Annotated in this window: 19 protein-coding genes; 11 read left to right on the top strand and 8 right to left on the bottom strand. The window is 33.3% G+C overall.

Features of this window, described 5'->3' with window-relative positions; genetic code table 11:
- Positions 1-24 precede the first annotated feature (24 nt).
- Positions 25-309: a hypothetical protein gene (locus CS873_RS02865; protein ID WP_099974377.1), complete on the top strand. Its 285-nt coding sequence runs from the start codon at positions 25-27 to the stop codon at positions 307-309.
- On the opposite strand, the gene galU is transcribed toward CS873_RS02865, so the two are convergent.
- From galU to map, 3 genes are read right to left on the bottom strand one after another with little or no spacing between them, the layout of a single operon-like run.
- Positions 310-1,203 carry a UTP--glucose-1-phosphate uridylyltransferase GalU gene (gene galU, locus CS873_RS02860; protein WP_099974376.1) on the bottom strand — a complete coding sequence of 298 codons (894 nt, stop codon included), beginning with the start codon at positions 1,201-1,203 and terminating at the stop codon, positions 310-312.
- Positions 1,204-2,163, bottom strand: a complete 960-nt coding sequence (locus tag CS873_RS02855) for a YihY/virulence factor BrkB family protein (RefSeq protein ID WP_099974375.1) — start codon at positions 2,161-2,163, stop codon at positions 1,204-1,206.
- Positions 2,164-2,189: 26 nt separating this feature from the next.
- Entirely contained in the window at positions 2,190-2,981 is a 792-nt protein-coding gene (gene map, locus CS873_RS02850) for a type I methionyl aminopeptidase (protein ID WP_099975330.1), read from the bottom strand.
- Between the two features lie 126 nt (positions 2,982-3,107).
- Here map and CS873_RS02845 point away from each other — a divergent pair, with 126 nt between their 5' ends.
- Together CS873_RS02845 and CS873_RS02840 are read left to right on the top strand one after the other, a co-directional pair.
- Positions 3,108-3,548 carry a flavodoxin gene (locus CS873_RS02845; RefSeq protein WP_099974374.1) on the top strand — a complete coding sequence of 147 codons (441 nt, stop codon included), beginning with the start codon at positions 3,108-3,110 and terminating at the stop codon, positions 3,546-3,548.
- A 4-nt stretch (positions 3,549-3,552) separates the two neighbouring features.
- Positions 3,553-4,005, top strand: a complete 453-nt coding sequence (locus tag CS873_RS02840; protein ID WP_099974373.1) for a GtrA family protein — start codon at positions 3,553-3,555, stop codon at positions 4,003-4,005.
- Between the two features lie 10 nt (positions 4,006-4,015).
- Here CS873_RS02840 and wecB read toward each other — a convergent pair whose 3' ends face one another.
- On the bottom strand, positions 4,016-5,161 hold the full coding sequence (gene wecB, locus CS873_RS02835) for a non-hydrolyzing UDP-N-acetylglucosamine 2-epimerase (RefSeq protein ID WP_138108130.1): 1,146 nt from the start codon (positions 5,159-5,161) through the stop codon (positions 4,016-4,018).
- 379 nt (positions 5,162-5,540) lie between these two features.
- Between wecB and CS873_RS02830 the strand changes: the two genes are divergently transcribed.
- On the top strand, positions 5,541-6,401 hold the full coding sequence (locus tag CS873_RS02830; RefSeq protein WP_099974372.1) for a class II fructose-bisphosphate aldolase: 861 nt from the start codon (positions 5,541-5,543) through the stop codon (positions 6,399-6,401).
- 66 nt (positions 6,402-6,467) lie between these two features.
- Here CS873_RS02830 and CS873_RS02825 read toward each other — a convergent pair whose 3' ends face one another.
- Positions 6,468-6,737 (bottom strand): LasU family protein, encoded by a 270-nt coding sequence (locus CS873_RS02825; RefSeq protein WP_099974371.1) that lies wholly within the window; start codon positions 6,735-6,737, stop codon positions 6,468-6,470.
- Positions 6,738-6,883: 146 nt separating this feature from the next.
- Between CS873_RS02825 and CS873_RS08105 the strand changes: the two genes are divergently transcribed.
- A complete protein-coding gene (locus tag CS873_RS08105) occupies positions 6,884-7,060 on the top strand; it encodes a hypothetical protein (protein WP_169922439.1) in 177 nt (58 codons plus the stop codon).
- 30 nt (positions 7,061-7,090) lie between these two features.
- Here the strand turns inward: CS873_RS08105 and CS873_RS02820 are convergent, their stop codons facing one another.
- On the bottom strand, positions 7,091-7,303 hold the full coding sequence (locus CS873_RS02820) for a DUF3923 family protein (RefSeq protein WP_099974370.1): 213 nt from the start codon (positions 7,301-7,303) through the stop codon (positions 7,091-7,093).
- 101 nt (positions 7,304-7,404) lie between these two features.
- Between CS873_RS02820 and CS873_RS02815 the strand changes: the two genes are divergently transcribed.
- From CS873_RS02815 to CS873_RS02805, 3 genes are read left to right on the top strand one after another with little or no spacing between them, the layout of a single operon-like run.
- Positions 7,405-7,926 (top strand): DUF4064 domain-containing protein, encoded by a 522-nt coding sequence (locus CS873_RS02815; RefSeq protein WP_099974369.1) that lies wholly within the window; start codon positions 7,405-7,407, stop codon positions 7,924-7,926.
- On the top strand, positions 7,923-9,263 hold the full coding sequence (locus CS873_RS02810; protein ID WP_099974368.1) for a glycosyltransferase family 2 protein: 1,341 nt from the start codon (positions 7,923-7,925) through the stop codon (positions 9,261-9,263). The genes CS873_RS02815 and CS873_RS02810 overlap by 4 nt, the downstream gene beginning before the upstream one ends.
- 58 nt (positions 9,264-9,321) lie before the next feature.
- Positions 9,322-9,753 (top strand): GNAT family N-acetyltransferase, encoded by a 432-nt coding sequence (locus CS873_RS02805; RefSeq protein WP_099974367.1) that lies wholly within the window; start codon positions 9,322-9,324, stop codon positions 9,751-9,753.
- On the opposite strand, the gene CS873_RS02800 is transcribed toward CS873_RS02805, so the two are convergent.
- Positions 9,750-9,980 (bottom strand): ABC transporter ATP-binding protein, encoded by a 231-nt coding sequence (locus CS873_RS02800; protein WP_099974366.1) that lies wholly within the window; start codon positions 9,978-9,980, stop codon positions 9,750-9,752. The two genes, CS873_RS02805 and CS873_RS02800, sit on opposite strands and share 4 nt — an antisense overlap.
- Entirely contained in the window at positions 9,937-11,379 is a 1,443-nt protein-coding gene (locus CS873_RS02795) for an ABC transporter transmembrane domain-containing protein (protein ID WP_099974365.1), read from the bottom strand. The genes CS873_RS02800 and CS873_RS02795 overlap by 44 nt, the downstream gene beginning before the upstream one ends.
- Before the next feature lie 174 nt (positions 11,380-11,553).
- On the opposite strand from CS873_RS02795, the gene CS873_RS08225 reads away from it, so the two are divergent.
- Genes CS873_RS08225 through CS873_RS08215 form a run of 3 tightly spaced genes read left to right on the top strand, consistent with a single transcriptional unit; the run spans position 11,554 to position 12,717 of the window.
- Positions 11,554-11,715 (top strand): hypothetical protein, encoded by a 162-nt coding sequence (locus CS873_RS08225; RefSeq protein ID WP_245823075.1) that lies wholly within the window; start codon positions 11,554-11,556, stop codon positions 11,713-11,715.
- Between the two features lie 46 nt (positions 11,716-11,761).
- The gene (locus CS873_RS08220) at positions 11,762-12,223 is read left to right on the top strand and encodes an MFS transporter (protein WP_245823074.1); all 462 of its coding nucleotides are present in this window, start codon (positions 11,762-11,764) and stop codon (positions 12,221-12,223) included.
- A gap of 11 nt (positions 12,224-12,234) precedes the next feature.
- Positions 12,235-12,717, top strand: a complete 483-nt coding sequence (locus CS873_RS08215; RefSeq protein ID WP_245823073.1) for an MFS transporter — start codon at positions 12,235-12,237, stop codon at positions 12,715-12,717.
- The last annotated feature ends 5 nt before the right edge of the window (positions 12,718-12,722 follow it).

Raw genomic sequence — 12,722 nt, 5'->3', positions numbered from 1 at the left:
TTATAACAACATTTGAGGCATAAAATGAGAGCAATAGATTTATTAATCCTATTAAACGATTTTAATAAAAATAACTTCATCTGTATAGAAAACGATGACACGTTCCTTAACGTGGTAGATATCAAAGTCACTGATGAAGGTATTTTTTTAGTGCACTCAACTAAGATAACAGCATTGAAAAACTGGGAATTTTCACTTTTGATTAACAAAAAAGAATTACTAGAATTACCAATTTTCTACTTTTATCAAAAAAACGACTATCAATTATTCGGGTTTCGAGTAAGTGATAATCGCATTTTATTAGGTTAATTATTTTTTATTCTTTTTTTGAATTTTTTCTGCCAAATCTAGGATATAAGTTTCCAATTCATCTTTAACTTCTGGATGAACCAATCCATAATCAATATTTGTTTTAACATAACCAAACTTGTTACCAACATCGAAACGATCACCCTTGAACTCATGAGCAAATACTCTTTGAGTTTTGTTCATACGATCGATGGCGTCAGTTAGTTGTATTTCGTTACCTGCACCTGGTTCTTGACTTTCAAGTAAGTCAAAAATTTCTGGTGTTAGTAAATATCTACCGATGATAGCTAGATTACTAGGTGCATCGGCTACATCAGGTTTCTCAACAAAATTCTTAACGTTGTAAAGTCCAGGAACTTGTTCTTGTTCTGGATCAATAATTCCATATTTTGAAACATCTTTGTCTGGCACACGCATAACCGCAATGGTTGATGAGTGTGTTTTTTCATAATCATCAATTAATTGTTTTGTCAGCGGAACCTTATCTGACATAAGGTCATCACCTAACATAACTATAAATGGTTCGTCTGCAATAAATGATTTAGCTTGCAAAACAGCATCTCCCAAACCATTTGGATGAGCTTGACGGCTGTAGTACAAGTTTACGCCAAGATCTGTAGTTGATTGAACAACTTTCAAAAGTTCAGTTTTGTGTTTTTCACTAAGATTTTGTTCCAATTCAGGAACTGAATCAAAATGATCTTCAATAGATCTTTTGTTTTTACCAGTAATGATCAGAATATCTTCAATACCCGAAGCTTTTGCTTCTTCGACGATAAATTGAATAGTAGGTTTATCAACAATTGGCAGCATTTCCTTTGCCAATGCTTTAGTTGCTGGTAAAAATCTTGTTCCTAGTCCAGCGGCTGGAATAATAGCTTTTCTTACTTTCATTTAATTGTCTCCTTTTTCGCGCGACTTCATATAATTAGATATTCTGCCGGTATTTTTTTCTATTGTCAGATTACTAAATGATTCAGCAAAGCCAACATTAACAGCATTACCAAACAAAAATATTGTAACCGACATATTCATCCATAACAAGAACACAATGATAGCTCCAATAGCTCCATAACTGTCCCATGAAGCACCGAAGTATTTCAAATAGATTGAAAACGCTTGTGACAGCCCTAGTATTCCTGTTGTTGAAATAATGGTACCAACCAAAACATAACGTAACCTTAAACGTACGTTAGGAAGGAAAAAGTACAAAATCATTATTACAATAAAAATCAAAAGAATACCAAACGGCCATTTCCATTGATTAAAATAACTCTGAAAATTCAAATTCAGACCTAATGTAGGGGTTATCCAGCTTATTACCAACTGACCAAAGGTAAATAACCCAACTCCCAAAGCACCAAATAGCAACATAACAAATGTGGTTAAAAAAGCTAAAAATCTTCTAATGACGTAATTAAAAAATGTCTGTTCAACATACAAATTACTAATGTCCAGTCCGTATGCTTGATTCATCATCATTTGAGAAATATTGATACCTCTGGAAATAGCCCAAATAGCAATAACAATACCAACAGACAAAACGCCAGTGTTGGAATTAGTCAAAACTTTTTGAATTGTTGGTATCAAATATTTATGTAAATCCTCCGGAATTATGAACTCAATATATGATATTACCGAAGGTACATCAATATGAAATAACGGAATTATATTAGCAATAATAATAACCAGTGGAAACATTGCCAACAGGATATAATATGTTATTGCTTTGGAAGAGAGACCAATATTTGTATCAGTCAGTGCTCTTGCAATAATTTTGACAAACCCTATTATCTTATCCTTAAAAGAAATATCTTGTTTAAAGACTGGGGTTTCTTGATTATTCTCACCCATCAAATACTCACCATGTTAACTTCTACTTATAGATACTTAGCATCGAACTCAGGATCTTGAGAAGTTAGAATCTTTGGACCATCTTTTGTAATTGCAATTGTATGTTCATATTGTGCTGAATTAGATCCGTCAGCTGAAACAAAATATTCCCAACCGTCTTCTTTGACAAACTTTTCAGCAATCTCCCATGTACCTGCGTTTACCATGGGCTCAATAGTAATTGTCATACCTTCTTTTAGGCGAAGTCCCTTACCAGGTTCACCGTAATGTGGAACGTTAGGAGCTTCGTGCATTGTTGGTTGAATACCATGACCAATCAAATCTCTAACATCCCCAAAGCCATTTTTGTCCTCAACATATGTTTGGATAGCATATCCAATATCACCAATTCTGTTACCAATAACTGCCTGATCAATTCCCAAATATAAAGCTTTGTGTGTTACTTCCATCAGACGTTTGTCTTCATCAGAGATTTCTCCAACTGCGTATGTCCAACAAGAATCACTCTCATAACCATCTAGATTGACTGTCATATCAACTTTGACAATGTCTCCTTCTTTAAGAAAAAGTTTCTTACGAGGAATTCCATGAGCTACCTCATCGTTCACACAAACACAAGTTGCGTATTTGTATCCTTCGAATCCCTTTTCAGATGGTGTAGCACCATGATCTGTAATGTACTTGTCAGCAAATTCTTCGATCTCATATGTAGAAATACCTGGTTTAATAATATCTCTCAGATGTAAATTAACCTGGGCGATAATTGCTCCAGACTTTCTCATACCTTCAATTTCACGTTCAGATTTTAATGTGATCAAATTCTTCATATCCTTCCAAATCAATAATACAATCATTATATCATTACTATGCTTATATTTTGTTTGGTTTGATACTGTTTATTTTGCTATAATGTTTTGAGACTTTTAAAGAAGGACTTAAATCATATGACAAACGTTAAAATTGTTTATGCTAGTGTCACTGGTAATGACGAAGATATTGCATATGTCTTAGAAGAAAAGTTTGAAGAATTAGGTGCAGATGTTGAGATTAGTGAGATTCAACAAACTGATGCCGCTGACTTTGAAGATGTGGACATTTGCGTTATAGCTACATTTACATACGATGAAGGAATTGTTCCTGATGAAGCTTTGGATTTTTATGAAGACATGCAAGAACTAGACTTAACCGGTAAAATTTATGGAACTTGCGGTTCTGGAGATCATTACTATGGGGACTTTTGTCGTGCTGTAGATGAATTTGCAAAAATATTTGATCAGGTTGGTGCCATAAAAGGTGCAGAACCTGTTAAAATTGAGCTGGAACCTGAAGAAAAAGATATTGCAGATCTTGACGAATTTGCTGAGGAGTTAATGAAAAAGGTATAAAACTATGAAATTTTATAATAAGTACCGTGAATTTTTCGTATATTGCTTTTTTGGATTTTTAGCATCAGTTATCAATATATTTGTCTTTACTGCTATCCATAGTCAATTTCATCTTAAGGTGTTGTTTGCCAATACTGTAGCTTGGCTATTAGCAAATATATTCTCATTTGTGGTGACTCGACGATTTGTTTTTAAAGTTCCTTTTGAAGGATTTAAAAAACTAGCCGAGGAATCATCTTATTTTCTAGTTTCAAGATTACTAGCCTTATTGATAGATGATATCTTCATGGTAGTAGCAGTCATGGTATTGCCATGGAGTAGTTTTGTGATCAAAATAATCGACCAAATACTTATTGGATTGTTCAATTATTTTTCATCAAAAATTATTTTCAATTACAACAACCGTCACTTATTAGAAAAAATGAAACAAATATCAAAAGACAAAAAAGAGGCCTAACGGCCTCTTTTTAATTTCCAAATTCATCTGGTTTTTTATTAATTTGATTGAAATGATAACTGATTGCATCAGCAATTCTTTCTGATGCTTTTCCGTCACCATACGGATTTTTAGCATTTGCCATTCGTTGATACTCCACTTCATCATTGATCAAACGATTCATTTCTCGTTCTACAACATCTGCATCTGTACCTACTAATTTGAGTGTTCCTGCTTCTACACCCTCTGGACGCTCCGTAGTATCGCGAAGTACCAATACTGGCTTACCTAACGATGGTGCTTCTTCTTGAACACCACCAGAATCAGTCATGATGAAATAACTTTTAGATGCTAAGTTATGGAAATCCACAACATCAAGAGGATCTATCAGGTGAATACGACTATCATCACCTAAAATTTCTTGTGCAGTTTCTTGAACCACTGGATTCAAGTGGACTGGATAGATTAATTCAATATCATCATTGTTATCTACTACCTTGCGCATTGCTTTGAAAACTTGTCGCATAGGTTCGCCTTGGTTTTCACGGCGATGCATAGTAATTAAGATCATCTTCTTGTCAGGATCTAGACTATCCAAAATTTCATGATGATAGTTTTGATTAACCGTTCCTTCTAAAGCATCAATTGCAGTATTACCAGTAACAAATATCTTTTCTTCTGAATGATTTTCTTTTAACAGATTTGCTCTACTTTCTGTCGTTGGTGCAAAGTATAAATCTGCCAAATCATCAGTCATTTGACGGTTCATTTCTTCCGGCCATGGCGAATATTTGTCCCATGTACGAAGACCTGCTTCAACGTGACCAATACTTGTTTGATGATAGAAAGCAGATAGTGAAGCACTGAAAGTAGTAGTAGTATCACCGTGAACCAAAACCATGTCAGGTTGCTCACTCTCGATGATAGAATCAAGCTCTCTTAATACTAATCCTGTAATACCACTTAGAGTTTGACGATCACGCATAATATTTAAATCGTAGTCAGGTTGGATATTAAAAATTTCCAAAACAGAATCTAACATCTGACGATGTTGAGCTGTAACAACTGTAACAGTTTCAAAACGATCACTGTTTTCTTTTAATTTTAGTACTAGTGGTGCCATCTTGATAGCTTCTGGTCGAGTACCGAAAACGGTCATTACTTTAATTTTATCCACTTTATCACCTCGTAGTTACTTATATAGAAGTATATCAAAAAAGAAAACTATACTAAACCAATTTTATACAATCTAAACTGCTATAATTTGTAATATGACAAATTCAATTATAATTTTAATGATTGCAGGTATTTTTATACTCTTTTGGGGATTCTTTTTTATTATTTCTATCTACCTAAGTTTCACAAAGGACTTTTCTGCAAAAGCGGCATGGATCACGCTAGTAATACTTTCTTGCATACTAGGTGCTTTATCTTTTATTTATTTTCACATAATTTGATATTAATTTACAGAAAATACTTCAACAAAACATTTCTATTTATCAATATTTTGAGTTAAAATAGACATTGTATAATTAAAAAACTTTTGGAGGACTATCATGGTTTTAACTAACGGAAACGAAATTTTCAAAAAAGCTCGTGAAGGTAAATATGCTGTTGGTGCTTTTAACACTAACAACCTAGAATGGACTCGTGCAATTTTGGCTGCTGCTGAAAAAACACAAACTCCTATCCTAATCCAAACATCAATGGGTGCTGCTAAATATATGGGTGGTTACGAATTATGTAAAAACCTTGTAGAATCTACAGTAAAAGCAATGAATATCACTGTTCCAGTTATCATGCACTTGGATCACGGTAACTACGAAGCTGCTAAAGAATGTATCGAAGTTGGATACAACTCAGTTATGTTCGATGGACATGACCTACCATTTGCAGAAAACCTAGAAAAAACTAAAGAAATCGTTGCTTTAGCACATGCTAAAGGAATCTCAGTTGAAGCAGAAGTTGGTTCAATTGGTGGTGAAGAAGACGGTATCGTTGGTGCCGGTGAAATTGCTGACGTTGATGAAGCAAAACAATTAGCTGACACAGGTGTTGATTACCTAGCTGTTGGTATTGGTAACATTCATGGTGTTTACCCAGCTAACTGGCAAGGACTAAACTTTGATCGTCTACAAGAACTAGGAGACGCTATCAAGACACCTCTAGTACTTCACGGTGGTTCAGGAATTCCTAAGGAACAAATCGTTAAAGCTATCTCAATGGGTATTTCAAAAGTTAACGTTAATACAGAATGTCAACTTGCATTCGCTAAAGCAACTCGCGAATACATCGAAGCAGGTAAAGATCTAGAAGGTAAAGGATTTGATCCTCGTAAACTTCTTGCACCTGGTACACAAGCTATCCAAGATACAGTTGAAGAACGTATCGAATGGTTTGGTACACCTAAAGCTTAATTTAAAATTTAAGCAATTAAAAAGAACATCTCACATGAGATGTTCTTTTTTTATTATAAATACAGTTTAATTATGTCCCATTAAATAAAATCCTATCAAGATAACGATGACCCACGTCCCAATTATAAATGTGTCAAATATAATTCTAGATTTAGTCCATTCTTTATCTAAACGATAAGAATTACCCATCTCAAAAACAAAGAAAATAAGCGGATTATATACGTACATAAGACCCATACCCCAAGCTATATAGTCTTTATTGCCAATTATCAATCCACAAACTGCAATGGCTATCAAAATAACCGTTGGTAGTGCCATTAATACTTTTGTTCTCATGTTAACGCCCCCATATAATTTGAACCCCCAAACAATATCTGATAATTATTACATCACACCCCAAAAGTAGTTAATAAAAATAATTATCATCTTTTACATATTAATCTATAGTATACTTGATTACATCATATCCCAAGGAGATCAAGATGAGCTTAGAAGATGACGATTTTATGATTAAACAGTTCAACCAACTATCAAAAATGCTTGACAAAATGATGGGAAAAGACTCCGCTGAAAAAATTATTAAATTTGATGTCAAACAAGATGACAATAAAGATAAAAACAAAAAGAAAACTAAACAAGTTAATCAAAAAAGAAATTAAAAAGAACATCTCACATGAGATGTTCTTTTTTTATTGTTTTACATTTCGCTTCATTACAAAATAAATAATCATTTGAACAAAGAATACCAAAATAATAAAGCTTGTCCATACGATGAAAGTTGCTGTTTTTAAACCTGGTGTTTGTACCACACCTGACCCATCAACTTTTCTAACATAAATAATTATCGTGATTACAGCATAAGCAATAATCCAAAATATATTAGCACCCCACCAAATTTTCATAATAACCCCCTTATAGTAATTGTTAATTCACTCACATACAGTTATAATTTATTTTGTTATAAATTACAACATATTTTAGTATACAAATATAGGGGAAACGTATGAAAGAACAAAATACTAAAGAGCATGAAGAACGTAAGACTGCTGAAAAATACATTAATGACAAATATTTTGAAAAAGGAAACTTCTGGCTTAAATTTCGTCAGACTGTAATAGTTATTCTGGGTTGGATGTGCTTTATCATTCCAATATACTGGACAATTTCTGCAACATTATTTTTTAACAAAAAAACTTTAAGAACTATTTGGAATTATCAAGAAGGACGTGATCTCTTCTATGGATTTGGTCGATTCTTCATCATTGCTTTTGTAGTAATTGCGCTAATTACTATCATCTTCACTATCCAAAACAATTACTATACAAAACATCACACTAAAAAAGAAACTAAGTACGATCAAGAGCGCTTGCTTACAAGACGTAATGCAATGAAGGATTTCTATACTGAAGAATTCGGTCAACCTGAAGTCCGCCGCTCAATCAAATATTATTCTGTGAAACCAGAACAAAATCTAGATTCAGATACCATTAGAGAAATATATAAAGAAGCGGAGGCAAACAAATGATACATTTGAATACTGGTCTATCTACATTTGACGCTACGATGAACTTTATTCTTTTGATACTTGTTTCCTACCCTATCTTGGGAGCATTTTGCTGGTTCATCGGTGTTATCTGCTATCAAACTATCTATGGTCACAAAATTCTCAACTATGAAAAGTTTGATCCTGAAAATGAACCATTCATAACAATCATGATTCCTGCTCACAATGAAGAAGTTATGATTGAACATACTATCAATTATCTAATGAATGATCTTACTTATGATAATAAAAACTATGAAATACTAGTTACCGATGATGGATCTACAGATAAAACACCTGAAATCTTAGATCGATTGATGAAAAAATACGAAAATCTACGTGTTGTTCACTTTGAAAAGAATCAGGGTAAAGCACATGCTTTTAACGTCGGTGTGGCTTTTGCACACGGTGAATTTATCCTAAGTAACGACGCTGATTCTATTCCAGAACCTGATGCACTTTGGAAGTACATGAATTACTTCAATGGTGAAGAAGGTCAAAACGTAGCTGCTGTTACAGCCAACATGGATGTTCAAAACAGAAGTAAAATTATCACAAAATCGCAAACTGTAGAATTTTCAAGTATCGTTGGTGTTATCAAACGTGGGCAAATCGCCGCTCTTGGAAATATGTACGCATATAGTGGTGCTAACACTATGTACCGTCGTGATGCGCTGATTGATGTTGGTTTATTCAGACAAGACCGTGCCACAGAGGATATCAGTATTGCTTGGGATCATCAAATTGGTGGCTGGTCTACTATTTTCGCACCAAATATTATGTTCTACATGAATGTGCCTGATGATCTTCAAAGTCTTTATAATCAACGTAAGAGATGGGCAAAAGGTGGTACTGAAGTTTGGCTAACTAACTTCATGAAAATCATCACCCACCCCGTGAAGTACAATCGACAATTAGTTTTCTTACTTGATCAGTCATTAAGTATCCTATGGTCATTCTTCTACTTTATTACAACTATTCTATTTTTAATTACCGCAGTAAGATTTATTTTCCTAGGAAATGATGAGCGACTCTTCCACATGTTTGCCATGGCGTTTATCTTTGTTGCCTTTGAAATGTTTGCCGGATTGTTGCAGTTATTATCTGCTCTTATCGTCGACGATCGAGGCAGGAAACTGAAATACCTGTTCTTTATGCCGATATACATGATTGTTTATTGGCAGGTTAATGCCTTAGCACTTGTTATGACATTTATCCCTGCTATCAAAACAATTATGGGATATGGCCATGGTACTTGGGTCAGTCCAGTACGAAATGTTGATATGGAAAATATCGAAGAAGAAAAGACACAAAATTAAAAAGAAGCTCATTGAGCTTCTTTTTTTGTTAGAATTAAATGCAAAAGGAGAATAACCTATGCAAATAAAATATTCTGATGACCTAAATTCAAACATCTATACTGACGGATTAGCTATTCGTAAAGAAGTGTTCATTGATGAACAAAACGTGCCAGAAAATATGGAAGTAGACGAATACGAAGATAAGTGTACCTATGTCACTATCTATGAAGATGACAAAGCAATTTCCACTGCCAGATACTTTCCTACCGATGATGGTGGCGTTCATATCCAACGTGTAGCTGTAATTAAATCATCACGTAAAAAAGGCATTGCCTCTCTATTAATCGAAGATATCATTGAACATACTAAAAAAGAAAACTACAAATATGCCATCTTAGGTGCTCAAGATCAAGCACAGGGGTTCTACAAAAAATTAGGATTCAAAGTTATTGGAGATCAATATTTAGATGCCGGAATTTTACATCATGATATGAAACTAGATTATTAAATCAGCTTCACAGTTTTGTTTGATATTTGATAGATTTTATCAAAACGTTTATCTGTCAAATCACTTACATCATGAGAAACATAGATGAATCCAATTTTTAATTTAAATAGATCATCTTCCAGAGTTTTGGCAGATGGTACATCTAACCCACTTGCCAATTCATCAATTAGAAGAAATTGCTTATTAAAAAGAATATTTCTTGTAATTCCAAGTCTCTGTCTCTCCACCTGAAAGAATAGTACTATTTTGCCCAACCATTGTTCCTAATTGGTTAGGCATTTTTTCTACAACCTTATCGAAACCAGTGATTTTCATTGCTCTTTGAATTTCTTCATCAGAGAATTTAGAAGAAAATACCGTAATATTTTCTAAGATTGTTCCAGAAAATATATAAGTTCTCTGTTCTTGATAACCAATAACTTTAACAATTTGTTCCGATGATAGATTGCTTATATTGTCTCCACCTATCGATATGTTTCCCTTAGAAATTTGTTTATAACCCAGAATACTATTCAAAATAGTGGTCTTACCAGAACCACTTTCCCCACAAAGTAGCACTTTTTCTCCGAGGTTAATCTGCATATTTACATTAGTTGGAAGGATATGATTAGTGTTCTCTATATCTACATTTTTAATTTCAATAAACGGACTACGAATACTTATTTGACGGTCATTATTTTTATTAGACTGATCTTCAACCTCTTCCAAGAATGAAAGATATTCCCTATAAGCGCTCTTGCCACCAAATATATCAGACAAGGTGTTAGTTATCGATTCAACTGGAAATGAAATAATGCCAGACAACTGCGTAAATGCCATAAATGTAGCTAGTCCTAGATTATTATTCCAAATAAGAATAATTCCCACTACCCATGTTCCTAAGTACATGAAATCCCCTAAGAATTGAGACAAACTACTTACTATCTTCCTAACCAAAATGTCTTTACTTTGATCATTTAGTAGATTTGCTGCATTAGAATCGTGCTTTCTTTTTAAGAAAAATTCACTACTAAAATTTTTTATTGTTGTGAATCCACTTAACCAATCGGAAACAAGACTTGTATAAGTTTCAATATCTTTCAAAAGTGGTTCTTTTATTTTCCTTAAAATGTTCTCACTAAAAAACGGCAATAATACTGACGGAACAACTAATATCAAAATAAAAATTGTCATTGTCTGATTTAAGTACCACGAATAAACTACTGCCAAAACAACTTGCATCGTGTAAGAAATAATTGTGAAGACGGATCCAAAATAGTACTGCTCTATAATTTCTGTTTTTTGTCCAAGTAATGAAAAACTTTTTCCTATATCACTGTTGCCATAACTTCCAACATCTTTACCTAGTAATTTTGAAAATACTTCCCTTCTCAAGTTGTATATTCCTCTAAAAATTAAGTTATTCTTCAAATAACCAGCAATAAAATTAGAGAAGGAAACTATGAAAGCATAGACGACGACAATTAATATTAAAGAACTTATCGTAATATGTTTCTGGCCAGTTGCTAGTTCTGTTAGAAATTTGATAAAGCCAGCATAACTAACATTGATTGCACTGTGAAACAAAGTTAACAACAAATATATTCCGAAAATTAAAAAATTACGTGAGATAATATACTTTTTCATAGTGCTCCCCCCACAATATAAAAGTATTCCTGTTAATTATAACCCTTCTAATAAATATTAGATAAACCGTTTGTATTTTAATTTATTTCTTATATACTTAACCCAAAGCATTATTTATAGGCAAAAAATAATGAAAATTATTACATACGTTTTTGTGGATTACGGGGAAGTATTATGGCACATTTTAAGCAAAACAGACTCTATGTTTATGCATTCTGGGGAGCATTATTTTTTGAAAGATCTATTTGGATCAATTATTTACAGCATCAAGGATATAGCACTGTTCAGATTGGTTTTTTGCAAACATTGCTAACATTGGCAATGTTTTATCTTTGAATTTCCTTCTGGAGTTTTAAGTGACCGATTAGGTGCTAAAAAAGTTATGAACATCGAACATATTCTGATAATAATCTACTTGCTAGCACTTTTATTGAATCTAGGGTACATTAGCCTGATTATTGGTTTTGTAGCCTATGGTGCAGGACTGTCAATGATTTCTGGTAGCGATCAAACATTGATTTATCAAACTAATCCTGAACAAAGCTACCAACACAAAATTGGAATTTTTGAAGCTATAACAATTATTGGTTTAACTGTCAGTTCAATGATTGGTGGTTACTTAACAACTATTTCATGGCAAAGTATTTTCATTATCGAAATTTTAACTCAGGTACTTTCTATCTTTATATTATTATTCATCAACAAAGAATCTGATGACATCGATCCAGATGATGATGAAGAACTAATGAGTATAAAGGATATGTTCATCGAATTGTTTAGTATTCTAAAACTCAAAGAAATTAGATACCTGATTATTACAATCTCACTATTTCAGCATTGCTGAACTTTGCTCAGATGCTACTCTCTGCAAAACATCTAACACCATTTACATCAGCAACTATTTTGACAATTGCTCTAGCACTTTCAGCTGTAGCATCAGTATCAATCGAAAAGATTTCGCAAAGAATCGGAACTAAACGTGCTATCAGTATATTTCTTGGTATAACGCTTATCTCATTTGCAATGATCAAGGGAGAATACTTTATAACTCTATTAATCGCCTACTTTGCAATCGAATTCTCGTTTGAATTCGTCGATACTTCATTAAATGCAGTAGTGCAAGATGCTTCAAATGATCAGATTAGAACATCTCTTATATCAAGTGTGAATACACTGACAGCAGGATTGATGTTCTTGGAAACTATAATCATTACCAGTCTGTTCTCTAGATTTGGTGTTATAGATTCCTTTGTAGTTTATGGTGTCGTAGCTGTTATTCTAACCGGAATATCATTTATTGCGTTCATGAACCAACAGAGAAAAGTAAATAATAATTAATAAAA

The sequence above is a fragment of the Companilactobacillus metriopterae genome, from assembly GCF_002762335.1.
In the GTDB taxonomy this organism is placed as follows: domain Bacteria; phylum Bacillota; class Bacilli; order Lactobacillales; family Lactobacillaceae; genus Companilactobacillus; species Companilactobacillus metriopterae.
This window is presented reverse-complemented; position numbering and strand designations above follow the sequence as displayed.